At 68.4% G+C, this 25,392-nt stretch carries 20 protein-coding genes; 10 read left to right on the top strand and 10 right to left on the bottom strand.

Annotation, left to right across the window (positions count from 1 at the left end):
- Positions 1-11: 11 nt before the first annotated feature.
- The 4 genes from U742_RS0100710 (at position 12) to U742_RS0100695 (ending at position 3,221) form a co-directional block, all read left to right on the top strand.
- Positions 12-392, top strand: a complete 381-nt coding sequence (locus U742_RS0100710) for a YciI family protein (RefSeq protein WP_029349036.1) — start codon at positions 12-14, stop codon at positions 390-392.
- Positions 389-1,639 (top strand): RNA polymerase sigma factor, encoded by a 1,251-nt coding sequence (locus U742_RS0100705; RefSeq protein WP_029349034.1) that lies wholly within the window; start codon positions 389-391, stop codon positions 1,637-1,639. Before U742_RS0100710 ends, U742_RS0100705 begins: the two co-directional genes overlap by 4 nt.
- 100 nt (positions 1,640-1,739) lie before the next feature.
- Complete coding sequence (gene dps, locus U742_RS0100700; protein ID WP_029349032.1) at positions 1,740-2,243, top strand: DNA starvation/stationary phase protection protein Dps; 504 nt, start codon at positions 1,740-1,742, stop codon at positions 2,241-2,243.
- A 492-nt stretch (positions 2,244-2,735) separates the two neighbouring features.
- Complete coding sequence (locus U742_RS0100695) at positions 2,736-3,221, top strand: MarR family winged helix-turn-helix transcriptional regulator (RefSeq protein ID WP_038360114.1); 486 nt, start codon at positions 2,736-2,738, stop codon at positions 3,219-3,221.
- 73 nt (positions 3,222-3,294) lie between these two features.
- On the opposite strand, the gene U742_RS0100690 is transcribed toward U742_RS0100695, so the two are convergent.
- From U742_RS0100690 to U742_RS0100680, 3 genes are all read right to left on the bottom strand, one after another.
- Positions 3,295-4,923 carry an alpha-D-glucose phosphate-specific phosphoglucomutase gene (locus U742_RS0100690; RefSeq protein ID WP_029349028.1) on the bottom strand — a complete coding sequence of 543 codons (1,629 nt, stop codon included), beginning with the start codon at positions 4,921-4,923 and terminating at the stop codon, positions 3,295-3,297.
- 26 nt (positions 4,924-4,949) lie between these two features.
- Positions 4,950-6,590: a glucose-6-phosphate isomerase gene (gene pgi, locus U742_RS0100685; protein ID WP_038360111.1), complete on the bottom strand. Its 1,641-nt coding sequence runs from the start codon at positions 6,588-6,590 to the stop codon at positions 4,950-4,952.
- Between the two features lie 311 nt (positions 6,591-6,901).
- Positions 6,902-9,415 (bottom strand): cell cycle histidine kinase CckA, encoded by a 2,514-nt coding sequence (locus U742_RS0100680; RefSeq protein WP_029349024.1) that lies wholly within the window; start codon positions 9,413-9,415, stop codon positions 6,902-6,904.
- 264 nt (positions 9,416-9,679) lie between these two features.
- Between U742_RS0100680 and U742_RS0100675 the strand changes: the two genes are divergently transcribed.
- Complete coding sequence (locus U742_RS0100675) at positions 9,680-10,627, top strand: flagellar biosynthetic protein FliO (protein WP_029349022.1); 948 nt, start codon at positions 9,680-9,682, stop codon at positions 10,625-10,627.
- Between the two features lie 72 nt (positions 10,628-10,699).
- Here the strand turns inward: U742_RS0100675 and dksA are convergent, their stop codons facing one another.
- Positions 10,700-11,116: an RNA polymerase-binding protein DksA gene (gene dksA / locus U742_RS0100670; RefSeq protein WP_029349020.1), complete on the bottom strand. Its 417-nt coding sequence runs from the start codon at positions 11,114-11,116 to the stop codon at positions 10,700-10,702.
- Between the two features lie 236 nt (positions 11,117-11,352).
- Here dksA and U742_RS0100665 point away from each other — a divergent pair, with 236 nt between their 5' ends.
- Complete coding sequence (locus U742_RS0100665) at positions 11,353-12,198, top strand: AAA family ATPase (RefSeq protein ID WP_029349018.1); 846 nt, start codon at positions 11,353-11,355, stop codon at positions 12,196-12,198.
- Between the two features lie 149 nt (positions 12,199-12,347).
- Here U742_RS0100665 and U742_RS0100660 read toward each other — a convergent pair whose 3' ends face one another.
- Entirely contained in the window at positions 12,348-13,127 is a 780-nt protein-coding gene (locus U742_RS0100660; RefSeq protein WP_248310222.1) for a MipA/OmpV family protein, read from the bottom strand.
- A 149-nt stretch (positions 13,128-13,276) separates the two neighbouring features.
- A complete protein-coding gene (locus tag U742_RS0100655) occupies positions 13,277-14,635 on the bottom strand; it encodes an NAD(P)/FAD-dependent oxidoreductase (protein ID WP_197028134.1) in 1,359 nt (452 codons plus the stop codon).
- A gap of 164 nt (positions 14,636-14,799) precedes the next feature.
- Between U742_RS0100655 and U742_RS0100650 the strand changes: the two genes are divergently transcribed.
- Genes U742_RS0100650 through U742_RS0100640 form a run of 3 tightly spaced genes read left to right on the top strand, consistent with a single transcriptional unit; the run spans position 14,800 to position 17,825 of the window.
- The gene (locus tag U742_RS0100650) at positions 14,800-15,315 is read left to right on the top strand and encodes a SixA phosphatase family protein (protein ID WP_029349013.1); all 516 of its coding nucleotides are present in this window, start codon (positions 14,800-14,802) and stop codon (positions 15,313-15,315) included.
- 6 nt (positions 15,316-15,321) lie between these two features.
- Entirely contained in the window at positions 15,322-16,794 is a 1,473-nt protein-coding gene (locus U742_RS0100645) for a YcjX family GTP-binding protein (protein ID WP_029349012.1), read from the top strand.
- Between the two features lie 2 nt (positions 16,795-16,796).
- Positions 16,797-17,825 carry a YcjF family protein gene (locus U742_RS0100640; protein ID WP_029349011.1) on the top strand — a complete coding sequence of 343 codons (1,029 nt, stop codon included), beginning with the start codon at positions 16,797-16,799 and terminating at the stop codon, positions 17,823-17,825.
- A gap of 109 nt (positions 17,826-17,934) precedes the next feature.
- Here U742_RS0100640 and U742_RS0100635 read toward each other — a convergent pair whose 3' ends face one another.
- From U742_RS0100635 to U742_RS0100620, 4 genes are all read right to left on the bottom strand, one after another.
- Positions 17,935-19,116 carry a vWA domain-containing protein gene (locus U742_RS0100635; protein ID WP_029349010.1) on the bottom strand — a complete coding sequence of 394 codons (1,182 nt, stop codon included), beginning with the start codon at positions 19,114-19,116 and terminating at the stop codon, positions 17,935-17,937.
- Between the two features lie 48 nt (positions 19,117-19,164).
- Complete coding sequence (locus U742_RS0100630) at positions 19,165-19,485, bottom strand: 2Fe-2S iron-sulfur cluster-binding protein (protein ID WP_029349009.1); 321 nt, start codon at positions 19,483-19,485, stop codon at positions 19,165-19,167.
- Positions 19,486-19,566: 81 nt separating this feature from the next.
- Positions 19,567-19,935 carry an Hpt domain-containing protein gene (locus U742_RS21800; RefSeq protein ID WP_038360106.1) on the bottom strand — a complete coding sequence of 123 codons (369 nt, stop codon included), beginning with the start codon at positions 19,933-19,935 and terminating at the stop codon, positions 19,567-19,569.
- Positions 19,932-20,177, bottom strand: a complete 246-nt coding sequence (locus tag U742_RS0100620) for a hypothetical protein (RefSeq protein ID WP_029349003.1) — start codon at positions 20,175-20,177, stop codon at positions 19,932-19,934. The genes U742_RS21800 and U742_RS0100620 overlap by 4 nt, the downstream gene beginning before the upstream one ends.
- 266 nt (positions 20,178-20,443) lie before the next feature.
- Here U742_RS0100620 and U742_RS0100615 point away from each other — a divergent pair, with 266 nt between their 5' ends.
- Positions 20,444-25,285 carry an apolipoprotein A-IV repeat region-like domain-containing protein gene (locus tag U742_RS0100615; RefSeq protein ID WP_029349002.1) on the top strand — a complete coding sequence of 1,614 codons (4,842 nt, stop codon included), beginning with the start codon at positions 20,444-20,446 and terminating at the stop codon, positions 25,283-25,285.
- Positions 25,286-25,392 lie beyond the last annotated feature (107 nt).

Below are 25,392 nucleotides of genomic sequence, written 5' to 3'. Positions count from 1 at the left end.
AGGGAGAGACCATGCTCTACGCGCTGCTCTGCTACCATTCCGAGGACGTCGTCTGCTCGTGGAGCAAGGAGGAGGACGACGCCGTCATGGCCCGCCTCGCGGTGGTGCAGGAGAAGCTCGCCAAGGCCGGCAAGCTCGGCCCGACCCTGCGGCTGATGCCAACCACCACGGCGACCACCCTGCGCAAGGAGAAGGACCCGCCGGTCATCCTCGACGGCCCCTTCGCCGAGACCAAGGAGCAGTTGCTCGGCTTCTACGTGCTCGACTGCACGGGGCTCGACGAGGCGCTGGAGATCGCCACCGAGCTAGGACGCGCCAATCCCGGCGGCTCCTATGAGATCCGCCCGGTCGGCATCTTCTTCGAGGGCAGCTTCGGGAGCGGCGCACGGTGAGCGAGGATCCGCGCTGGATCGATGCCGCGCTCACCTCCGCCCGTCCGCAGGCGGTCGCCGCCCTGTTGCGCTATTTCCGCGATCTCGACCTTGCCGAAGAGGCTTTCCAGGAGGCCTGCCTGCGGGCGCTGAGGACATGGCCGCGCAACGGCCCGCCGCGCGATCCACCCGCCTGGCTGGTCTTCGTCGGCCGCAATGTAGCGATCGACGCGGTGCGCCGGAACAGCCGCCAGACCGCCCTGCCGCCGGAGGAGCAGCTCTCCGACGTCGACGATGCCGAAAGCGACCTCGTGGCAAAGCTCGACGATGCGGACTACCGCGACGACGTGCTGCGGCTGCTGTTCATCTGCTGCCACCCCGACCTGCCGTCGACCCAGCAGATCGCCCTCGCCCTGCGTGTCGTTTCCGGCCTTTCGGTCAAGCAGATCGCGCGCGCCTTCTTGGTTGGCGAGGCGGCGATGGAGCAGCGCATCACCCGCGCCAAGGCCCGCGTCGCGCAGGCCGACGTCCCGTTCGAGGCGCCGGGCGCGGTGGAGCGCGCCGAGCGGCTCGGCGTCGTCGCGGCGATGATCTACCTGCTGTTCAACGAGGGCTATTCCGCCACCAGCGCGACGACCGCGACACGGGCGCCGCTGTGCGAGGAGGCGATCCGGCTCGCCCGTCTGCTGCTGCGCCTGTTTCCGGCAGAGCCCGAGATCATGGGCCTGACCGCGCTCCTGCTGCTTCAGGACGCCCGCGCGCCCGCACGCTTCGACGCCGGCGGCGCCGTCATCCTTCTCGAGAACCAGGACCGGAGCCTGTGGAAGCGCGGCGCCATTAACGAAGGGCTTGCCCTGCTCGACAAGGCGATCCGCCATGCCCGCACCGGCCCCTATCAGATACAGGCCGCCATCGCCGCGCTGCATGCCCGCGCCGGGACGCCGGAGGCGACCGACTGGCGGCAGATCGACCTGCTCTACGCCGCGCTGGAGCATCTCCAGCCCTCGCCCGTCGTCACCCTCAACCGCGCCGTCGCGGTGTCCAAGGTCCGCGGCCCGGAAACCGCGCTCGCCATGATCGAGCCGCTGGAGCAGCGCCTCTCCGGCTATTTCCACTTCTTCGGCCTGCGCGGCGCGCTGCTGATGCAGCTCGGCCGCACCGAGGAGGCCCGCACCGCCTTCAACCGCGCGGTGGCGCTGGCCAACACCGCCGCCGAGGCCGCCCATATCCGCGAACATCTGGACCGCCTAGGCGGAACCCGGAAATAGCGGACCGCGCGGAACACCGGCCGCGCCATCCGCATTTACCTCCCCCGTCAGCCTGTCATCGCCGGGGACGGATCGCGGTGCCATACTGCGCCGCCGGGATTTGGAGAGAGAAACGATGCGCCAGCATTCCACCATGAACGACCTTCCCTCGAACGCGAAGAAGGTCGCGATCGAGCTCCTCAACGCCAACCTCGCCGCCACCATCGATCTGGCTCTGGCAACCAAGCAGGCGCACTGGAACCTCAAGGGTCCGCAGTTCATCGCCGTGCACGAGATGCTGGACGGACTGCGCACCGACCTCGACGAGCATGTCGACACCATTGCCGAGCGCGTCGCCCAGCTCGGCGGAACCGCGCTCGGCACCACGCAGACGGTCGCCGACGCGAGCGTCCTGCCGCCCTATCCGGTCGACATCTACAAGGTACCGGATCATTTAAAGGCGCTGATCGAGCGCTACGGCATCGTCGCCAACAAGGTCCGCAAGTCGATCGACGAATCAGACGATGCCGGCGACGCGACCACGGCGGACATTTTCACCGCCGCGTCGCGCTCGCTGGACAAGGCGCTGTGGTTTCTGGAAGCGCATCTTCAGGAAGCAGGGTGACGCCGCCTCGGCATCGCCGTTTCGGGGGTGGGGCTGCACGCCGGCCCCACCCGGCCGGCTCCGGCCCGAATCTTCGCCAGCCATTGCTATCGCATGATTTCAGTGGGCAAGATGCGAGCATTGTCGCACGTTCGGCGCGGCATGCCGCAGGTGGTTTCTTTACTTCCCCAACGTTAGATTGAACGGATCCCGCCACTCCAACGTCTACAATTTGCCATAGATTTCCCATGAATAAACCGGGATTCACATTTGGGTATTGCCTTCGCGGGTGAGTTACTGAAATATCCCGCTGGTTCCTCAGCTAGAACAATAAGAAAATCCACTGATAACGTATCAGGCATGGAAAATGTCCAAGTCAAAAATAATTCAAAAATTGAACCAATGCGGACTGAAGGACGACAGAGCATGGCAAGGAAACTCGCGGAAGTCGACGAACGGGACGGTCGCTCGACCGAACCCGAATGGGCTTCGCGCACAGCGTTTCCAATTCACATGAGTTCCGTTGAAAACGATATCGGCACCGTCACCCATCTGGAAATCGCCCGGGTGATCGAACGTGCGCACCGCCGCTTCCTCGACCTTCTGCGCATGGAGCTGACCCGCCTCGGCATCGACGACATCAGCCCGTCGCAGGTCATGCTGCTCTTCACCATCGGCAATGACGAGCTCTCGGTCCGTGACCTTCTCGAGCGCGGGCACTATCTCGGCTCCAACGCCTCCTACAACCTCAAGCAGCTCGTCGATTCGGGTTATGTCGACCGTTCGGCCTCGCTGCGCGACCGCCGTTCCGCGCGCCTGCGGCTTACCGAGAAGGCCGTGAAGCTGTGCGACGCGATCCGCACCGTGCACGACAATTTCCACCGCCAGACGGTGCGCGACGAGAGCGAGACGCGCGATCTGAGCATCGCCTACAACGTGCTGCGCCGGCTCGAGCTTCTGTGGACCGGCTCGCTGCGCTACGGCGGCGACGCCGGCTGATCACGCAGCTTTCCTCCCGCCGCCCCGGCGTTCGACGCCGGGGCTTTTTTCATGGGTGTGGAACAGGCCGGCGTCAGGTGATGACGTCGGGTTCGGTACGCCCGGTGCGACCGGCGATATCCGGCAGGCTGCGCGAGATCGCGATGAGGTCGGCAAGCGCCACCTGCGGATCCTGGTCCTGCCGCGCCGGATCGCCCTCGAAGCGCTCGATATAGACGCGCAGGGTCGCCCCCGCCGTCCCGGTGCCGGAGAGACGGTAGACGATGCGCGAGCCACCCTCGAAGAAGATGCGCAGCCCCTGCTTCGTGGTCATGGAGCCGTCGACCGGGTCGTCATAGGCGAAATCATCGGCGCGCTCGACGGCAAGGCCGCCGAAGCTCTGGCCCGGCAGCGACGCGAGCCGGGCGCGTAGATCGGCGATCAGCCCCTCGGCTGCCGACGCGTCGATCTCCTCATAGTCGTGCCGCGTGTAGTAATTTCGGCCATAGCCGCGCCAGTAATCGACAACGATCGCGTCGACGCTCTCTCCCCGCGCGGCGAGGATATTGAGCCACATCAGCACCGCCCAAAGGCCGTCCTTCTCGCGCACGTGGTTCGAGCCGGTGCCTGCGCTCTCCTCGCCGCAGATAGTGGCGAGACCGACGTCGAGCAGGTTGCCGAAGAACTTCCAGCCGGTCGGCGTCTCGTAGCACTTGATGCCGAGCTTGTCGGCCACACGGTCGGCGGCGCCGCTGGTGGGCATGGAGCGGGCGATGCCGGCGATCCCACCCTTGTAGCCCGGCGCGAGATGCGCATTCGCCGCGATCAGCGCCAGCGAATCCGATGGCGTCACGAAGCGCCCGCGGCCGATGATGAGGTTGCGGTCGCCGTCGCCGTCCGAGGCGGCGCCGAGGTCGGGCGCCTCCGACCCCATCATCAGGTTGAACAGGTCCTTGGCGTGGACCAGGTTGGGGTCAGGATGGTGCCCGCCGAAATCGGGCAGCGGTTCGGCATTGATCACCGTGCCTGCCGGCGCGCCGAGCGTGCCCTCAATGATCGCCTTGGCGTAGGGGCCCGTCACCGCGCTCATGGCGTCGAAGCGCATCGTGAAGCCGCCCGCGAACAGGGCGCGGATCGCCTCGAAGTCGAACAGCGAGGCCATCAGCTCGGCATAGTCCTCGACCGGATCGATGACGTCGACCACCATGTTGGCGACACGGGTGATGCCGAGCCGATCGAGATCGACATCCGGCACATCGGCGATCCGGTACTCGGAGATCGTCTTGGTCCGCGCGAAGATCGCGTCGGTGATCTTCTCCGGCGCCGGACCGCCATTGCCGATGTTGTATTTGATGCCGAAATCGCCGTGCGGGCCGCCGGGATTGTGACTGGCCGAGAGGATGATGCCGCCGAACGCGCCATGCTTCCGAATCACGCAGGAGGCGGCCGGCGTCGAGAGGATGCCGCCCTTACCGACCATCACCCGGCCGAATCCGGCGGCTGCGGCCATCTTGATGACCTTCTGGATCGCCTCGCGGTTGTAGAAGCGCCCGTCGCCGCCGACCACCAGCGTCTCGCCCTCGAAATCGGAGAGGCTGTCGAACACCGACTGCACGAAGTTCTCGACATAGTTCGGCTGCTGGAAGACCGGGACTTTCTTGCGAAGCCCCGAGGTGCCTGGCTTCTGGCCGTCAAACGGGGCGGTGGCGACGGTACGGATCATGGCGTCCTCGGGGATGAACATGCGCGTCACGTGGAGAGCCCCTTGAGGTGGGAGAGGAGACCGGCGGACGAGCCACTCAGCGAGGCCGGCGCAGAGCCGCTCTCCACCGCCGGCAGCAGCGTGTCGGCCAGCTCCTTGCCAAGCTCGACACCCCACTGGTCGAAGCTGTTGATGTCCCAGATTGCCCCCTCTACGAACACCCGGTGCTCGTACAGCGCGATGAGGCGGCCGAGCGCATAGGGGTCGAGCACGCCATAGGCGATGGTGACCGACGGCCGGTTGCCCGGGAAGACGCGGTGCGGGGCGATGCGGTCGGCCTCGGCCGGCGCCACACCCTTGGCGAGGAGCTGGGTGCGGGCCTCCGCCAGCGTACGCCCGCGCATCAGCGCCTCGGACTGGGCGAGGCAGTTCGCCACCAGCATCGCGTGCTGGCGATCATAGGCGCCGGGCTCGTGGCCGCGCGCGGCGATTATGAACTCGACCGGCACCACGCTGGTGCCCTGGTGGAGCAGTTGGAAAAAGGCGTGCTGGCCGTTGGTACCTGGCTCGCCCCACACCACCGGCCCGGTATCGCGCGTGACCGGCTGGCCTTCGCGTGTCACCTGCTTGCCGTTGCTCTCCATGTCGAGCTGCTGGAGATAGGCCGGCAGCCGGGCGAGATGCTGGTCGTAGGGGATGACGGCGCGGGTCGCATAGCCGCAGACATCGCGGTGCCAGATGCCGATCAGGCCGAGCAGCACCGGCAGGTTGGCGGCGAGCGGCGCGGTGCGGAAATGCGTGTCCATCGCCTGCGCGCCGTCGAGGAACTGCCCGAAGCGTTCGGAGCCGATGGCGATCATCAGCGGCAGCCCAATTGCCGACCAGATCGAATAGCGCCCGCCGACCCAGTCCCAGAAGCCGAACACGCGGTCGGGTGCGATGCCGAAGGCGGCGACCTTGTCGAGCGCGGTGGACACCGCCGCGAAATGCGTCCCCACCGCCGCCTCGCCGATCGCCTCCACCAGCCAGCGCCGCGCCGAGGCGGCGTTCGCCATGGTCTCCTGCGTGGTGAAGGTCTTGGAGGCGACGATGAACAACGTCGTCGCCGGATCGAGGGGCTTCAGCGTGTCGTAGAGATGCGCGCCGTCGACATTGGAGACGAAATGCAGGCGCGGGCCGTCGTGATAGGGTGCGAGCGCCAGCGTCGCCATGGCGGGACCGAGATCCGAGCCGCCGATGCCGATATTCACGACATCGGTGAAGGTGCCGCCGCCGGCGGTCTGGATCGCGCCGGAACGCAGCCCCTGGGCGAAGGCGCCCATGGCCTTGAGCACGCCGACGACGTCGCCCGTCACGTCCTGCCCGTCGACCTTGAGCGGCCGCCCGGAACGGCGGCGCAGGGCCGTGTGCAGCACGGCGCGGTTCTCGGTGACGTTGATCCGCGCGCCTGCGAACATCGCGTCGCGCTTCTCCTCGAGCTTCGCCGCGCGCGCCAGTTCGATCAGGAGCTCGCGCGTCCGGGGGGTGAGCGCGGTCTTCGAATAGTCGAGCAGAAGGTCGTCCAGCCGCGCCGAAAACTGCGCGAAGCGTTTGGGTTCTTCGGCGAAGAGACTGACGAGGCTATCCGCCGCGCGAAGCTGGTGGTCGATGGAAAGCGCCGCGAAAGCCGCGTCGACCGCCTTGCTCATGCCACCCTCCGCACTGTCATGTTCGACGCGATGCATACAACGTTCCACACCACCCTATCCGCCAAAACGGCAGAAGACAGCGCCCGCTATCGGACGCCGTATCGCCGTCAAGCGGACATGGCGCAACTCCCCGCCCGAAGCTGCCGAGTAGAGCACCTTTGTGTCGCCCGGATGAGCCCCGCAATGAACGAAAGTCGCCTCAAGCCCTTTCCGATCAGGTGGAATCACCTGATCGATTAGAAAGTGCTCTCGATTCAACAGGCTGGAGCATTTTCCGATCGCGAAAGTCGATAACTTTCGCGGAAAATGCTCTAGCCGTCGCGCCCGAGCGTCCTCTTTACCGTCTCGACCAGTTGCTTGAGCGTGAACGGCTTCGGCAGGAAGCCGAAGGCGGCACCCTCCGGCAGGTTCTTGGCGAAGGCTTCCTCGGCATAGCCGGACATGAAGATGACCTTGATGTCCGGATTGGCGGCGCGCAGCTCCTTGAGCAGCGTCGGACCGTCCATCTCCGGCATGACGACGTCCGAGAGCACGAGCTCGACCTCGGAACCGTGCTCGACCATCACCTCCAGCGCCTCGATGCCGGAACCCGCCTCCAGCACCTGATAGCCGCGTGAGGCGAGCGCGCGGGCGGCGAAGGCCCGCACCGCCTCCTCGTCCTCGACGAGGAGCAGCGTGCCGCGCCCGGTGAGATCGGTGGTCTTGGCCGGCGCCTCGGCAGCCTTGGCCGGCGCTTCCTGCACATCGGGCACATAGCGCGGAAGGAACACGCGGAAGGTGGCGCCCGAACCCGGCTCGCTCGCCACCTGCAGCGTGCCGCCGGTCTGCTTGACTATGCCATAGACCGTGGAAAGCCCGAGGCCGGTGCCCTTGCCGACCTCCTTGGTTGAGAAGAACGGCTCGAAGATCTTGTCGATGATCTCCGCCGGGATGCCGGTGCCGGTATCTTCCACCTCGATCAGCACGTGGTCGGCTGGAGGCAGGCCGGCATCGGCGTAGCGCGCTGCCTCGGCGCTCGTGACATTGGTGGTGCGAATGGTCAGCGTGCCGCCGTCCGGCATGGCGTCGCGGGCGTTCACTGCCAGATTCACCACCACCTGCTCGAGCTGGTTGAGGTCCGCCTTCACCGGCCAGAGATCGCGCCCCTCCTTCACCTCCAGCTTCACCGTCTCGCCGATGAGGCGACGCAGCAGCATGGAGAGGTCGCTCATCACGTCGCCGAGCTTCAGCACCTGCGGGCGCAGGGTCTGGCGGCGCGAGAAGGCGAGAAGCTGGCGCACCAGTCCAGCCGCCCGGTTGGCGTTCTGCTTGATCTGCATCACGTCCTGGAAGGACGGATCGGTCGGTCGCGCATTGGCGAGCAGGAGGTCGGAATAGCCGATGATCGCGGTCAGCACGTTGTTGAAGTCGTGCGCCACGCCGCCGGCGAGCTGCCCAACTGCCTGCATCTTCTGCGACTGCGCGAACTGCGCCTCCAGCGCGCGCTGCTCAGTGGTCTCGATGGCATAGACGATCACCGCATCGCCGCCCTCGCCGTCCTCGACCGGCGCCGCGAAGAGCCGAGCCGAGCGCGCGCCCTCCCCGGCGAGCACGACATCAACCGGACTGCCCGGCGCCTTACCCTCGAGAGCCTGCGCGAGTGCCGCGCCGAGCGCCGTGCGCGAGGCCTCGGCCACCAGCTCGGCCATGCGGCGACCTTCCTCGGCCTCCCCGCCGCCGAACAGGCGGGCGAACATGGCGTTGGCCTGCGCCACCCGGCCGGTGCGGTCGATGGTGGCGATGGCGATCGGCGAATTGTGGAAGAAGCGCGCGAAGCGCACCTCGGCCGCGCGCAGCGGATCGGCGGCATTGTCGTCGCGCGAGCGGTTGACGACGAGGGTACGGGAGGCACCGGGAGTGCCGTCGGAGGCGAAGGCGACGCGGTGCCAGATGCGCACCGGCAGCGTCTGCCCGTTCTTGCGCCTGAGGTCGAGGTCGAGCACCTCGGTGCGCACGCTGCCGGGCGTCGGCGCCAGGCTGGTGAGCAGCGCCGCCGCCGGACCAGGCACCAGATCCGCGACGGTCAGCCCACCGGGACCGAACTCGGCGAGGTCATAGCCGAGCCAGTCCACCAGGGTCGCGTTGATGTAGTGGATCGCCCCGCCGGTTCCGACCGAGAAGAAGCCGGCCGGAGCATGGTCGAGATAGTCGATGGCGTGCTGCAGTTCGAGGAAGGCGTTCTCCTGCCGCTCGCGCTCGCGCGTCAGGTCGCTCACCGTCCAGATCACGCTGCGGTTGGCCCGTCCGCCAGAGCCCGACGGGCGCGCCCCGAGGCGCAGCCAGCGCACCGGCTCGCCGGGGGCGCCGGCGACGCGCACCTCCTCGACCATCGCCTTGCCGTCGCGCACGCCCTGCGCCAGCCGGTAGACCGCCTCGGAGGCGTCGGGATCGCTGGTGAAGAGCCGCTCGACCGGACGGGCATCCTCCTGCGCATCGGTGCCGGTGATCTCGCGGTAGCGCGGATTGGCGTAGAGCACCCGGCCGAGCGGATCGACGATGCTCATCCCCTCGGTCGCGGTATCGACGATGCGCCGCGCAAGCTCGTCGCGCGCATCGGGAATCCCGAATCGCAGCAGCCCGGCGGCGAAGGCGAACAGGGCGAAGACGCCGACCACCGCCAACACGGTGAGCAGGCCGATGATCCAAGGATCGGCATTGTCGCGCCCGAGCAGCAGCAGCGAGACCACCGCGCCGACGAGGGCGAGCGCCACCACCAGCACGAGACGGATGCTGCCGCTGTTCTCGGCACGGTCGAGCGACTGCTCGTCGGGTCTCGTTTCCGCCATCTCTATGCCTGAAGCGCCCATGCGCGAAGCCTGCACTCCTCGAAGCACCGCCCGCCGGCTCGATTCTCGCAGCGGGCCTCTGCGCTATCTTGGTGCCCGAGCCGCAGGCGGGGGGCAAGGGCGTTTCGCGTCGTCGGCACCGTTTCCCCCGCTGCCGCGTCGCGTTCCCGACATGCTTCACGCCGTCTAAATGTGGCGACGGCGGCAAAGCCCTGTATGATATTTGCCCTTTGTATTCTGTAAGCTACCGCGCGGGAGAACCCGATGCCCGACATGTCCCGTTTCGCCGACAGCCTGGAATGGCTCGGCCCTGTCCTCCTCGGCCTCGCCGCCCTGTTCGCCGTCATCGCGCTGGTGAAATGGCTCGGCCGCCGGTCCGCGAATGGCGGCGGACGCGGCGCGAGCACCGAGCGGCGGCTCGCCGTGCTCGACCAGATCACACTCGACGAGAAGCGGCGGCTGGTGCTCATCCGCCGCGACGACGTCCAGCATCTGGTGATTCTCGGTGGCGCCAACGAGCTGCTGGTCGAATCCGGCATCGGCGCGGGTCGTCCCGCCGCCGGCGAGCTGGTGGCCACCCGCCAGACGATCACGCCGCGGCCCGAGCGCGAGCCGGCTCCGACGCCGCGTCCGGTGGCGCCGCCGCAAGCGCCGGTCGCCCCGCGCCAGACCGCTCCGATGGCAACGCCCGTACCGCCGCCCCAACCGCGCCCCGAGCCGCGTCCCGCTCCCGTCGCAGTTCCCGCCCCTGTCGCCGAGCGCCCCGAGCCGCCGGTGGGCCCGCCCACTCCGGCCACCCTCCCGCCGGTCGCGCCCCCACCGCTGGCTGCCGCCCCGCTCGCGGAACCGTCGAGCGTGCCACAACCAGTCGCGCCGTCCTACACCTTCGAGCCGCCTCCGGCGCCGCAGGACCTGCCGACGACGGCCGAGCCGCGCGTCGCGGTGAAGGTCGACCCGCAGTTCGCGGCGATGTCCGGTCGTCTCGAGGAGATCCTGCGGCGGCCGTTCGAGCGCGACGCCGCGCATCCCGAGGAGCCGCACGTCGCGGCGCCGCCGGTCGTGGCCCCGCCCCCGGCGGTCGCCCCGCCTCCCGCCGCCCGGCCGGCGCCCGAGGTCCAGCCGCCCACGACGGCGCGCCCGGGCGATCCCAATTCGAAGGACGACCTCGAAAGCCAGATGGCGAGCCTGCTCGGCCGCGCCCCGACACGCTGAAGCGCGCTCCAAACGAAAGCGGCCGGGCAAAGCCCGGCCGCATGGCGAAACCAATCCAGTAAGGACGGCGACCTAGTCGTCGCGATAGACGCGCTCGCGCCGCTCGTGGCGCTCCTGCGCCTCGATCGACAGCGTCGCGATCGGCCGCGCCTCGAGGCGCTTCAGCGAGATCGGCTCGCCGGTCTCCTCGCAATAGCCGTAGGACCCGTCCTCGATCCGATCCAGCGCGGCGTCGATCTTGGCGATCAGCTTGCGCTGGCGGTCGCGTGCCCGGAGCTCGATGGCCCGGTCGGTCTCGGAAGATGCCCGATCCGCCAGATCGGGATGGTTCTGATTTTCGTCCTGAAGATGCTGAAGCGTCTCTTTCGCTTCGCGCAGGATGTCGTCCTTCCAGTTGAGCAGCTTCTGACGGAAATACTCCCGCTGCCGCTCGTTCATGAAGGGTTCGTCCTCGCGCGGGCGATACTCCTCGTCAATCTCAACCGACATCGCCTCACGTCCTCGTCCTGGGAGAATCCCTTTTTGGGGCGTCTCTCTTTGGGCGCACGCTTATAGCCTCCCGAAATCGGCTGCACAACACCGCATCATGTCATCGGGACGCCATGAAATGCCGGATTTTTCAGCAGGTTGCGCGCCCGAATCGGGCATGGGCTCCGCTGCATTCCCGCTTGGTGCCGCCGCGGGATCCGCCTTACTCTTCGCTTTGGTACAGATAAGGACCCGACATGCGCTTCGAGGGAACCGCCGGCTACGTCGCCACCGACGACCTGAAGACCGCCGTCAATGCCGCGATCGTGTTGGAGCGCCCGCTGCTGATCAAGGGCGAGCCTGGGACCGGCAAGACCGTGCTGGCCGCGGAAGTGGCGAAGGCGCTCGGCGCTCCGCTGATCGAATGGCACGTGAAGTCGACCACCCGCGCGGCGCAGGGCCTCTACGAATATGACGCCGTCTCGCGCCTGCGCGACGGCCAGCTCGGCGATCCGCGCGTCAGCGACATCGCCAACTACATCAAGCGCGGCAAGCTGTGGGAAGCCTTCACCGCGCCGGCCCGACCGGTGCTGCTGATCGACGAGATCGACAAGGCCGACATCGAGTTCCCCAACGATCTGCTGCAGGAGCTCGACCGCATGGAGTTCCACGTCTACGAGACCGGCGAGACGGTGCGGGCTTCGCGGCGCCCGGTGATCCTCGTCACCTCGAATAACGAGAAGGAGCTGCCGGACGCCTTCCTGCGCCGCTGCTTCTTCCACTACATCCGCTTCCCCGACGCGCAGACGATGCAGGCGATCGTCGAGGTTCATTTTCCCGGCATCAAACAGCGTCTGGTGACCGAAGCGCTGCGGCTCTTCTACGAGCTACGCGAGGTCCCCGGGCTCAAGAAGAAGCCTTCGACCTCGGAGCTGCTGGACTGGCTGAAGCTGCTGCTCAATGAGGACATCACCCCCGAGACGCTCCGCGAGCGCGACCCGCGCCGGGTGATCCCGCCGCTCGCCGGCGCGCTGGTGAAGAACGAGCAGGATGCGCATCTGCTCGAGCGGCTGGCCTTCATGGCACGGCGCGAGGCACGCTGAAGGCGGCGTTCGGAAAAACGAACGCGGAGCGACGTTGAAGTTGCTCAAGGGGTTGGAGCGATTTCTTCAACCCGTACCTGAACATGCGTTCCAGCAAACGAACGCACGCACCTGTCAGTCCGCCGCCTATAGGCGCGGAACGGGGCGGCCTATTCGAAGCCGAGGAAGAAGGTGTAGGAGAGCGAGACGCCGGCCTGGAATTGGTTGCGGTCGCCGTTCTGCACGACCAGCGGGCTGTCCGCCGCATCGCCCGTCAGATATTTGTATTCGGCGAACACCGAGGCGTTGAAGCCGTTGCCGAAATTCTTGGTGATCTGGCCGCCGACGCCGACCGAATAGATGCCGCCATCCGCATCATAGGGCGTCAGGTAGTTGCCGAGCGCGATCGCGTTCGCCGATTCTTCCGGCGTGATGCCGAAATAGGCATCGACATAGCCGGAGCTCGCCAGCGTCATGCGCGGGCCGGCGGAGAAAGTCATGCCGCCCCAGAAATCGCTGAAATAGACGGCGTCGGCGGTCAGGTCCGCCACCACGCCGTCGAAGCCGCCGAAACCGTAGCGCAGTTCGCCGCGCAGCCGCAGCCAGTCCATCACGAACCACTGCGCATAGCCGCCCGCCTCGAAGGCGTAGTCGACATCGTTAAGGCCGCGCAGCGCGTCGGAATCGCTCGCGTCGCGCTTCCAGTCGATCTTGCCGACGATGCCCACCTCGAACACGCCGGTGTCATAGAGCGCGATGCTGGCATTGTCGTTGAAGCTGCGGAACCGGCTCAGCCGGTCGGCGCGCGAGATGCTGATGATCGGCCGGAAGGCGGCCTCATAATCCTCGGAGCCCGCGAATTCGGGCTGCGCCATGACATAGCCGCCGAGCGTTACCGTCCACTCGCGGCTCGGCGGGGGAGTCTGCGGCGGGGTTGCGGTATTCCCCATATCGGCCGCCCCGGCAACGCCCGGCAGGAAAAACGCACCTGCCGCCAGAGCAACCCCCACAACCGCCGACCGCATCATCCCAACTTCCCCAAGCACTCAGCCCGATATCCATATAACAGCAGTTTGACGCGGCATTGGTTGCCGAAAAGTCACGATGCGACAGTCGTATGCGACGGGTGAGGGTCGTGCGGATGATCACCGCCGGCCGGCGGCGCGCGGCGGCCGGCCTCGCGGGCACGCGTCTCGCGGATGCGATCCTTCATCTGCATATGCCAATAGCTCGCCTGGACGCCGATCCGGCCGATCGGCCCGCCGAAGCTGACGAGACCGAACGGGGCGAACAGCTCCCAGCGCCGGTCGCCCTCGACGAGGCCGCTCGCCACCAATTCGCCGGCGAGCGCGGTGGTGTTCAGCCCATGCCCGCCGAACGCCGCCGCGATCCACACGCCGGGACGGAGCAGGCCGATCTGCGGCATGCGGTGCGCGGCATAGGCCATGGTGCCGGACCAGGCATATTCGATCCTGGCGCCGGCGAGATCCGGGAAGGTCGCGCCGATCTCGCGAGCGAGGCGCCGCTCCAGCCCCGCCGGCGTGCCCACGCGGGTCGAGATGCCGCTGCCCCACATGAGCCGGTCGCCGATCCGGCGGAAATAGTGCCCGGCGCGCCGGAAATCGGCGATCGAGCCGGGAAACTGCACCGCCGCCCCCAGCTTCTCGCCGAGCGGCTCGGTCACGCCGACGAAGGTCGAAACCGGGATCACCGCGCGCCCCACCGCTGGCCATACCCGCCCGCTCGGCACGCCGGAGGCCAGAACGACGTGGTGCGCGCGCACCCGTCCGCCGCTGGCCGCCATGCTCTTGCGCAGGCCGGCGAGGTCGGCGCTCAGCGCCTCGGTATCCTCGAAGATACGCACGCCGTGCCGTTCCAGCTCGTCGGCGAGGCCATGGACCAGCGCCAGCGGATCGAGGTGGAAGGCATCGGGAAAATAGAGCGCCTGATGGAACTCCGGCGAATGCAGCACGTCGCGCACCCGCCGTGTGTCCCACAGCTCGACCGGCGTAGCGAACTGGCGGCGCAGCAGCTCGACCTGCCGCTGGGCGAGCCGCTCCTCGTCGACGCGATGGACGAGGAGCCGGCCGGCGACCGGATTGACGTGCGGCAGCGCTCCCCCGTGCACGGCACGATGCACGATCTCGACGCCCTCGCGGGAGAGCGCCCACAATTCGCGGGCATGGCCGATGCCGACCCGGCGGATCAGCCCTTCTAGCGGCTCAGCATAGCCCGGCCCGACAAAGCCGGCATTGCGGCCGGAGGCGCCGCCGCCGACCCGCCCACGCTCCAGCACGATCACCTCGCGCCCGCGCCGCGCCAGCGCCCGCGCCACCCACAATCCGGCGAGACCGCCGCCGATCACGCAGACGTCGCAGTCGATATCGTGCGCCAGTTTGCGGCGCGGCTCGCGGGCGGGGAGCTGCGCGGCATAGAAGGTCCGGGTCGGGTCGGTCATCGGCGGCGGGTCCGCTATCGGCTCGGGCATTGCGCCCGTCGCGAGCATCGGCGAAAAGCGCAGCAACTCCAAGCCCCAAGGTGAGCGGCGAGCAGACACGCGATTGTCTTCGCACCGTGCCTTCCCATGTTAACGTGCCATCGTTCGCCGCAGGTCGTCCCGGAATGCTCCGCCTTCTCCTTCTCCGCCATGCCAAGTCCGCCTGGCCCGCCGGCGTGGCGGATCGCGAGCGCCCGCTCGCGAGACGCGGCCTAAAGGCGGCGCCGCTGATGGGCGGCTACATCGCCGACGAGGGGCTGATTCCCGATCGCGTCCTGGTCTCGCCGGCCCGGCGTACGGCGGAGACCTGGGAACTCGCCAGCCACGACTGGCGCCGTCAGCCCTGGCACGGCTTCGAGGAAGGCATCTACGAGGCCACCCCAGGCGAGTTGCTGGACGTCGTCCGCCATCGCGGCGAGGACGGCGGCTCGCTCATGCTGGTCGGCCACAATCCGGGCATGGAGGAGTTCGCGAGGGAGCTCCTGCTACCCGAAGAAGCCGTGCGGCTGCCGGTGAAATATCCGACCGCCGGCCTCGCCGTCATCGATCTGCCCGCGGCCCGATGGGCCGACGTCGCCCCCGAGAGCGGGACGCTGGAACGCTTCGTCACGCCGAAGCAGCTCGGCGGCGAGGAGGACTGAGCGTTCATGGCCTCCTGGTACGAACGGTATGAGAGCCTCGTCGAGGAGGCGCGCCTTGCCGCCCTCACCTTGCTCGACCGGGCCGAGGACCTCGCCGGCCCGACATTGCGGCTCGGCATCACCGGCCTGTCGCGCTCCGGCAAGACGGTGTTCACCACCGCTCTCGTCCATGCGCTGATGCGCGGCGGGCGCCTGCCCGTCTTCGAGGCGATGCACGAAGGCCGCATCGCCCGCGCCGCGCTGGAGCCGCAGCCGGACGACGCGGTGCCGCGCTTCGACTACGAGGGCCATCTGAAGACGCTGATCGAGGAGCGTCGCTGGCCGGAATCGACGCGGCGCATCAGCGAGCTGCGCCTCGTCATCGACTATGCGCCGGCGCGCGGCGGCAAGCGCACATTGACGCTCGACATCGTCGACTATCCCGGCGAGTGGCTGCTCGACCTGCCGCTGCTGGAGCAGAGTTACGCGGAGTTCTCCGCCAACAGCCTGCGCCTCGCCCGCGCCCCCGCCCGCCGGGCGCTGGCCGAGCCCTTCCTCGCCGCGCTCGCCGGGATCGACGCCGCCGCCCCGGCCGACGAGGCCGAGGCGCGCCGGCTGGCCGCGTTGTTCACCGACTATCTCGCCGCCTGCCGCGCCGAGCAGGTGTCGATGAGCCTGCTGCCGCCCGGCCGCTTCCTGATGCCGGGCGACCTTGAGGGCTCACCCGCCCTCACCTTCGCCCCGCTCGATCTCTCGGAGGGCGAGGAAGCCTCGCCCGGCTCGCTGCACGCCATGATGGAGCGGCGCTACGACGCCTATCGCGAGCGCGTCGTGCGGCCCTTCTTCCGCGATCATTTCGCGCGTCTGGATAGACAGATCGTCCTGATCGACCTTCTCACCGCACTGAACGCCGGCCCGGAAGCGCTCGCGGACCTCGAGGCCGCGCTGGACGCCATCCTCGCCGCCTTCCGCACCGGGCGAAACACGTGGCTCGGCTCGCTTTTCCGCCATCGCATCGACCGCGTGCTTTTCGCCGCGACCAAGGCCGACCACCTGCACCACAGCAGCCATGACCGGCTGGAGGTCATCCTGAGGCGCCTGGTCGAACGGGCGCTTGGCCGCGTCTCCTCGAGCGGTGCGGAGATCGACGTGGTGGCGCTCGCGGCGGTACGCGCGACCCGCGAGGCGAACGTCAAGCGCGGGCGCACCGTGCTCCCCGCCATCGTCGGGGTGCCGGAGGCCGGACAGCACGGCGCCGACGACTTCGACGGCCTCGCCGAGGCCGCCGTCTTCCCCGGCGACTTGCCCGAGGACCCGGCCGCGCTGTTCGACCCTGCACAGGGCTTCAAGGGCCTCTCCAATGCCGACGGCGGCGACTTCCGCTTCCTGCGATTCCGCCCGCCGGTGGTGGAGCGCAACGCCGATGGCATTCCGCTCGCCATGCCCCATATCCGGCTGGACCGCGCCTTGCAGTTCCTGCTCGGCGACCGGCTGAGGTGACCATGAGCGAACGAAACCAGCGCCGCCCGCAGGCTTTCCGGCTCGATGACCCGGACGTCGTTCTGGCCGAGGAGGGTGTGAGCGCGCCGCGCGGCGCCGTGGTCGTCATCCCGACGCCGCAGGCGGCCGAGGGGCCGGACGCGATCGTCCTGCCCGCCCCGCCTCCCAAAACCTCGCGCTGGGGGGCGCTGTTCTGGACCGGGCTCGGTGGTCTCGTCAGCCTCGGCATCGGTCTCTCGGTATCGAAGCTGGTCGAGGACCTGTTCGCGCGCGCCGACTGGCTCGGCTGGACCGCGCTCGGCTTCGCCGCCGCCTTCGCCGTCGCGGCGCTGGCCATCCTCGGCCGCGAGCTGTTCGGCCTCATGCGCCTCAACACGCTGAACAAGCTGCGCGAGGACGCCGCTCTCGCCATCGCCAAGGACGACCGTGCCGGCGCCGAGCGAGTGGTGCGTGAACTCCTGACCATCTCCGGCACCATGCCGCGCCTTGCGCGCGCCCGCGCCGACCTTTCCTCGCATCTCGACGCCATCATCGACGGCGCCGATCTCGTACGTCTCGCCGAGCGGCACCTCATGGCGCCGCTGGACGCCGAGGCGACACGGCTCGTCTCCACGGCGGCGAAACGCGTCTCGGTGGTGACGGCGGTAAGCCCCCGGGCGGCGGTCGACCTGATCTTCGTGCTGGTCACCGCCGTCGGCCTCGTGCGGCGTCTCGCGCTTCTCTATGGCGGACGGCCCGGCGCGCTCGGCATGTTCCGCCTGTTCCGGCAGGTGGTCGCGCATCTGGCGGTCACCGGCGGCATGGCGGCGGGCGACACCATCATTCAGCAGCTCGTCGGGCAGGGCATTGCGGCGAAGCTCTCCGCCAAGCTCGGCGAGGGCGTGGTGAACGGCCTGCTCACGGCCCGGCTCGGCCTTGCCGCCATCGAAGTGACGCGCCCCCTGCCCTTCGCGGCGCTGCCGGCTCCGGCGATCGGCGACGTCGCCTCCGGCCTCGTCACGCGCGGCGACAAGAAAGAGGCCGAGGGGTAGAGCCCTTTCCGATCAGGTGGAATCACCTGATCGACAGGAAAGTGCTCTCTTTCAATAAGTTGGAGCATGTTCTCATCGCGAAAGTCCCTCAACTTTCGCGGAACATGCTCTAACGCAGCAGCTCGCGCATCGCCGCGTCGAGCCCCTCCAGCGTCAGCGGGAACATGCGCCCGCCGAACAGCCTCCGCACCATCTCGACGGACGGGGTTTCACCCCATTCGCCACGCGGCAGCGGGTTCAGCCACACGGCGTGCGGATAGACCGTGGTGACGCGCTGCAGCCAAACCTGTCCCGGCTCCTCGTTCATGTGCTCGACCGAACCGCCGGGTATGGCGATCTCATAGGGGCTCATCGCCGCGTCGCCGACGAAGATCACCTTCCAGTCGTGCGGGAATTTGTGCAGCACGTCCCAGGTCGGCGTCCATTCCTGCCAGCGCCGCCGGTTGTCGTTCCACACCCGCTCATAGAGGCAGTTGTGGAAATAGAAATGCTCGAGGTGCTTGAACTCGGTGCGGGCGGCGGAGAATAACTCCTCGCATTGCCGGATATGCCAGTCCATCGAGCCCCCGACATCGAGGAACAGCAGCACCTTCACCGCGTTGCGCCGCTCGGGGCGCAGCTTCACGTTAAGGAAGCCGCTGGTGGCGGTGGCACGTACCGTCCCGTCGAGATCGAGTTCCTCGGCGGCACCGATGCGGGCGAACTGGCGCAACCGCCGGAGGGCCACCTTGATGTTGCGCGTGCCGAGCTCGATGCGGTCGTCGAGATCGCGGAACTCGCGCTTGTCCCAGACCTTCACGGCGCGGTTGTTGCGGTTGCTCTCCTGCCCGATGCGCACGCCTTCCGGGTTGTAGCCATAGGCGCCGAAGGGCGAGGTGCCGCCGGTGCCGATCCATTTCGAGCCACCCTCATGCCGACCCTCCTGTTCGGCGAGCCGCTTTTGCAGCGTCTCCATCAGCGCGTCCCAGCCCAGCGCCTCGATCTGCCGTCGTTCCTCTTCGGTGAGGAAGCGCTCGGTCATCCGGCGCAGCCATTCTCCCGGGATCGCGACCGTATCGGATGCCGCCGCGCCGCCGCCGGGATCGAGCCCTTGGAAGACCTGACCGAACACCCGGTCGAAGCGGTCGAGATGGCGCTCGTCCTTCACCAGAGTGGTGCGGGCGAGGAAATAGAACTGCTCGACGTCACGCCCGGCGAGGTCACGGTCCAGCGCCTCCATTAGCACGAGGTATTCGCGCGGGGTGACGGGCACCCCGGCGGCCTTCAGCGACTCGAAGAACTGGATGAACATGGCGCCTCGCGCATCGCTCGCGAGGCAGGATAGCACGATGGCCGGGGATCAGCCCTGATGCTCGGGCGTGCGCACGACGAGCCCGTCGAGCTCGGCGGTCACCTTGATCTGGCAGGATAGACGCGAATTCGGCTTCAGGTCGGACGCGAAATCGAGCATGTCCTCCTCCATGGAGGAGGGTTCGCCGGTCTTCGCCCGCCATGCCTCGTCGACATAGACGTGGCAGGTGGCACAGGCGCAGGCGCCGCCGCATTCGGCGTCGATGCCGGGCACATTGTTGCGGATCGCCGTCTCCATCACCGTTGAGCCGATCTGCGCCTCCACCGTCCGCGAGGTGCCAGCGAAGTCGATATAGGTGATGCGAGGCATGGCGCTCCGAATCCGGTTTTGAGAAAGGTTTGAAGGTGGAGCCTAGATAGCGGCGCTCGACGGCGAATGCCAGCGAGGAGGCTACGTTGCCTCGCCTTGCCGTGCGGCGATCATCCGGACAGCCTCGGCGCGCGCCGTCCGGCTGGCGTCGAGCAGGGCCTCGACGAACATCGCCGTGGTCGTCGGATCGGAACCGGCGAGGCAAGCCTCTTCCAGCTTCTGCGCCGCGGTGGCGACCTGCCGGGCGCCGATGGCGAGCGAGGCTCCCCGCAATTCGTGCGCCGCCACGCGCCGTGCGCCCCGCTCCGTGGCAGTGCCCAGGGCGATCTCCAGCCGCTCGGCCCGTTTCGCGAACAGCTCCAGCACCTCACGCTGCAGCGCGACGTCGCCGTCGGTCGCCTCGTCGAGATGACCCGCGTCGATCGCTGGTTCGTCTATGCCGTCGGTCATTCGCGGCCCCCGATCGCCTCCCGCCCGCTCTGCGTCAGGCGGCACACCAGCCAGTCCGGCTTGATCGGATTACGGGCCCATGGCTCGGCCCAGCCGGCCGCAAGACAGGCCTCAATGGTGCGCTTCGGAACCTCGCGCCCCTCCTCGTCGAACAGCGGCAGCTTGCCGCCGGCCTGCGTCAGGCCCCGCGCGAGCCACCGCTTCTGGGCCGGCGTCGGCGAAACTGTGCCCTTTCGAGACATGGTGAACAGCTCGTTAACGATATCGGCAGACGTTTACGAAACGCCGGTTCCATTTTGAAACCGCATGGGCTTAGGATAAGAAATGCGGCGGACCCGATATTCTTCACAAGTGCGCGCGGAGAATAGCGTCTTCCGTTGTGGACGCCATCCCAACAGGTGGCGTTTCGACATGAGTTGGGCGGTTTCTTGGTTAACATGAACTGCGGCAACCCCGGCCCGACGGCGTGAGCCGGTCGGAGTAGCGTACGGACCGGAGGCTACGGCGAATGGCGACGAATCCGAAGAAAGTTCAGCAGGATCCCACCGAGGCCGCACTGTCGGCGATCCAGGAGGCGCTCAAGCTCGACCTGGGCGCAGCGCCCAAGGACGACGCGCAGGGCGACAGCTTCGATCTCCCTCCGGCCCAGGAACCGCGGGCACCACGGATCGAGGTCCGCTCGCCCGCCGGCGACGACGAGGGCGATTTCGCCGCCCCGGTGCCGTCGGCCGACCGCAACGCCCCCTTGCACGGCGAGGAACCGGTCAGCGTCGGCCCGCAGCTCGGTCCGATCGCCCGTGCCCCCGAGCAGGGCCCGCAGCCGCACGCCCCCCAGCGCCCGAACGCATCCGCCGCGCCGAGCCGCCGCGCCGCCAATGACGACCGCCAGACAATCGGCCAATTGCTCGCCGCCCTGCAGCGCCGTCCGTCCCGCACCCCCTATCTGATCGCCGCAGGTGGCACGCTCGCCTGGCTGCTGGTCGGCGGCTTCATCGCCGCCACCCAGTTCCAGATGCGCGGCCTGCCGATGAACGAGCTGATCGCGTCCCCGGCCCTGCTGATCGTCGCCGCCGGCCTCATCGTGCCGCCGATCTTCTTCTTCGTCCTCGCCGCCATGGTGACCCGCACGCAGGAGATGCGGATCGTCGCCCGTTCCATGGCGCAGGTCGCGATCCGCCTCGCCGAGCCGGAAACCGTCTCCACCGAGGCTGTGGTCTCGATCGGCCAGGCGGTTCGCCGCGAGGTCGCTGCCATGGGCGAGGGCGTCGAGCGCACCTTTGCCCGCGCCAGCGAGCTCGAGGCCATCGTGCGCAGCGAGGTTTCCGTGCTCGAGCGGGCCTATGAGGAGAACGAGATCCGCATGCGCTCGCTCATCGAGGCCCTGCAGTCCGAGCGTGGCGTCATCCTGACCCATGCGGACAGCATCCGCGAGGCGCTGGTCGGCGCGCATGCCAACTTCTCGCAGGAAGTCGAAGGGGCCAGCGAGCGCATCAGCTCGACGGTCATGGACGCCACCGAGCGCGTCACCCACACGCTGTCCGAGAAGGGCGAGCACATCACCCTCGCGCTCGGCCGCGTCGGCGACACCATCATCGATGCGCTGACCGACAAGGGCGGTGATCTCATCGATCGCCTGCAGATGACCGGCACCGAGGTGAACAGCAACCTGACCGGCGCCAGCGAGCACCTGATCTCGACCCTGACCCGCCAGACCGAGGGCATCAGCAGCCAGCTCTCCGGCGTCACCGAGCAGCTCGCCGAGACGCTGTCGAGCCGCACCAACGAGATCAGCACGCGCCTCCTGCGCACGGCTGACGAGCTCTCCGAGGTGGTGACCAGCCGCACCGACGAGATGGGTGCCAAGCTCACTGCCACCACCCTGACCCTGACCGAGACGCTGACCGCCCGCTCCGACGAGATCACCCAGGCGCTGGTCGAGACCGGCACACGCCTGTCGGACGAGATCGCGATCCGCGCGACGGAGATGAACCAGACCCTGAAGGGGACCGGCGACGCGCTGGCGCTAGACCTCTCGATGCGCGGCGGCGACGTGGTGCGCAAGCTCGAGGAGACCGGCAACCGGGTCGCCGAGACCATCTCGGTGCGCGGCGGCGACCTCGCCGACCGCATCGCCGACACCGGCAACCGCATCTACGACACCGTCGCCGTGCGAGGCGTCGAGCTGGAGCGCCTCCTGGCGGAGACCGGCCAGCGCGTCACCGAGCAGCTCGCCGGCGCCGGCGAGGGCATCAACGACGCCCTGGCCGAGGCCGCCGACCGCTGGGCGCTCGATCTCGCCGCCAAGGGCGACCACATGAGCGACCAGATCACCCAGGTCGGCGCCGAGGTGGCCCAGATGATCGGCACCCGCGGCACCCGCGTCACCGATCAGTTCCGCGAGACCGCCGAGACCCTCGCCACCACCATCGGCGCCAAGGGCGAAGCCGTGAAGGAAATGCTCGGCGCCCGCCTGAAGGCGTTCGAGGAGACCATCTCGGTGCGCGGCTTCGAGCTCGCCGAGCGCCTCAGTGTCGACGCCGTCGCGCTCGGCCAGCAGATCACCGAGAGCCTGCGCAGCTTCGACACCACGGTGAAGACGCACGGCGCCGATCTCGCCAAGCAGATCTCCGATCGGGTCGAGGCGGTGACGACGAGCATCGAGCTCAGCCTCGGCAATTTCGACGAGCGTGTCTCGAACAAGCACAATGACATCACCGCCACGCTCGACACCCGCCTCGGCAATGTCGAGGGGGCGCTCGATCGCCGCGTGCAGAGCCTCAACGAGACGCTTGCCAATCGCACGCTGGAACTCGCCCGCGCCCTGACCGACGGCACCAAGCAGGCGACCGACACCATGGATCGCTCGCTGAGCCAGCTCGACGGCTTCTTCTCCGAGCGCGCCAAGGCGGTCACCGAGGCGATGAGCGAGCGCATCGAACACGCCGACCGCACCCTCGGCAACCGCGCCCTCGAGATTGCCGGCACGCTCGACGCGCGCGTCGGCCGCTTCGAGGAGATGGTGATCGGCCGCCTCGAAGGCGTTGCGACCTCCATCGAGGTCCGCGGCGCCGGCGTCGCCGACGCCCTCACACAGCGCATCGGCTCGCTCAGCGGCCAGCTCAAGAGCGAGGTCGGCGCGATCGAGCGCAGCCTGACGGCGCTTACCGAGAACGTGAACCGCTCGCTGACCACGACCGCCGGCGAAGTCGCCGCCACCTTCGACGCACGCACGGCCGATCTGGCCAAACTCGTCGATCAGGGCAGCAACGGCTTCCTCGCCGCGCTCAACGACCGCAGCGTCGGGATCGCCTCGGAGATCACCCGCGCCGGCGGCGACATGCTCTCCGCCATCGACACGCACCGCGCCAGCCTGTTGCAGGCGCTCGACCAGACGCGTTCGGCGACGCTCGACGACATCATGCGCGCCAGCGACGAGCTGCTGCACACGCTTGAGACCCGCTCGAACGGCGTCATCGAGTCCTTCGAGATCGCCACCAGCGGACGCGCCGAGCATTTCGTGCAGATGAGCGACAATCTGCTCAACGCCATCCAGGAACGCACCAGCGGCGTCGCCGACGTGTTCCAGAAGACCGCGACCGATGCCGCGAGCGAGCTCGCCCGCGCCAGCGACGACCTGCTCTTCAACCTGGAGCGCCGCACCGGGGGCCTCGTCTCCGCCATCAACCACACGGCGGCGCAGGCGACCGGCGAGATCGGCCGCGTCGGCGAGGAACTGCTCGGCGCGCTCGAAGGCTCGAGCGCCAGCGTCGTCGCCGCGCTGTCGACCAGCGGCCGCGCCACCATCGCCGAGCTGTCCACCACCAACGAGGCGCTGAAGAGCGAGATCGCCGGCGTGCTGGCGCATCTCGGCGAGATGAACGAGCGGCTGCAATCGGTGCTCACCGACGCCACCGCCAACCTCGCCACCATCGAAGGCGCCATGTCGGAGCGGCTGGACCGCTTCCGCAGCACCATCGCCAATGTCGAGGACGCGACGCATCTGTCGACCGAGCGGATGGAGAGCCAGATCGCGGAGCTGCAAGGCGTCTCGACCAATGTGCTGCAGGACGTCGCCTCGCTCACCCAGCGCTTCACCGAGCAGGCCTCGGTCATCGCCGGCGTGGCGGATGCGCTCAGCGCGACGCACGAGCGCATCGACTCGACGCTCAGCGAGCGCCGCGACAACGTCATGAGCTTGTCGAATGCGCTGAGCGAGAAGGCCGGCGAGCTGGACACCCGGCTCGGCAGCTTCACGACGCTGCTGCAGGACACGCTGCAGAACGCCGAGCAGCGCGCGCAGGACATCGCCCACCTCGTCGCCGAATCGACGGAGCACTCCACGCAGGCTCTCGCCGAGCAGCAGGAGCGCATCCGCTCGACCGCGGAGGCCGAGCGCGAGCGCACTGCGGCCGCCCTGCATGCGACCTACCAGAAGGCGATCGGCGATGTCGGTGCGCTGATGGAACAGGCCAGCAAGGGCTTCACCGAAGTCACCCGCGACATGAAGGCGTCGGCCGCCGAGATTCAGCAGGTGCTCTCCACCACGCGCCAGGAGCTCAAGCGCGGCGTGCTGGAGCTGCCCTCCGAGACAGAGGCGAGCGCCGCAACCATGCGCCGCGCGGTGGCGGAGCAGATCAAGGCCCTCGCGGAGCTCAACGAGATCGTGGCGCGCCACGGCCGCACCTACGACCTCGTCGAATCCGCCCCGCGCGGCCGCGCCGCGTCCTCGCAGGCGGAAACCTCGCGCTCCGGCGGCGGCTATGGCCGTCCCGAGCCGTCCTACCGTCCGGCCTCGGCCGACATGCCGCCCGCGCGGCCGCCCCGCGACAGCCTGCCGGAGCGCGACTTCCAGGGCCCTGCCCCGCGCGGCGGCCAGGAAGGCGAAGCGCGCGGCGGCGGTTGGCTCTCCGACCTGCTCGCCCGTGCCTCCGACAATGGCGAGGCGCCGCCCGCCCGCCCTGCCCAGCGCGGTGGCAATGGCGGCGGGCAGGAGCGTCCGGTGCAGCACACCATCGAGTCGCTCGACTCGCTCTCGGTGGACATCGCGCGGATGATCGACCACGAGACCGCGGTCGAGCTGTGGGAGCGCTACAAGCGCGGCGAGCGCAACGTGTTCACGCGCCGGCTCTACACGATGCAGGGCCAGCAGACCTTCGAGGAAATCCGGCGCAAATACCGGCGCGATCCCGAGTTCCGCGAGACGGTCGACCGTTACATCAACGAGTTCGAGCGGCTTCTGGAGCAGGTCTCCCGCGACGAGCGCGGACAGGCGCTGGCCAAGACCTATGTCACCTCCGACACTGGCAAGGTCTATACGCTGCTCGCCCACGCCGCCGGCCGGTTCGACTGACCGGAAGAAGGCTCGCCAGAACGACGAAGGGCCCCTCGCGGGGCCCCTTTTCGTTTCCGTCTGCGGAAAAGGCGGCCGGGAAGCTCCCGCTGCCCTCACGCTCGGCG

Origin of the sequence: Allobosea sp. 117, from assembly GCF_000702305.1 — a bacterium.
Taxonomy (GTDB): Bacteria; Pseudomonadota; Alphaproteobacteria; order Rhizobiales; family Xanthobacteraceae; genus Ancylobacter.
This window is presented reverse-complemented; position numbering and strand designations above follow the sequence as displayed.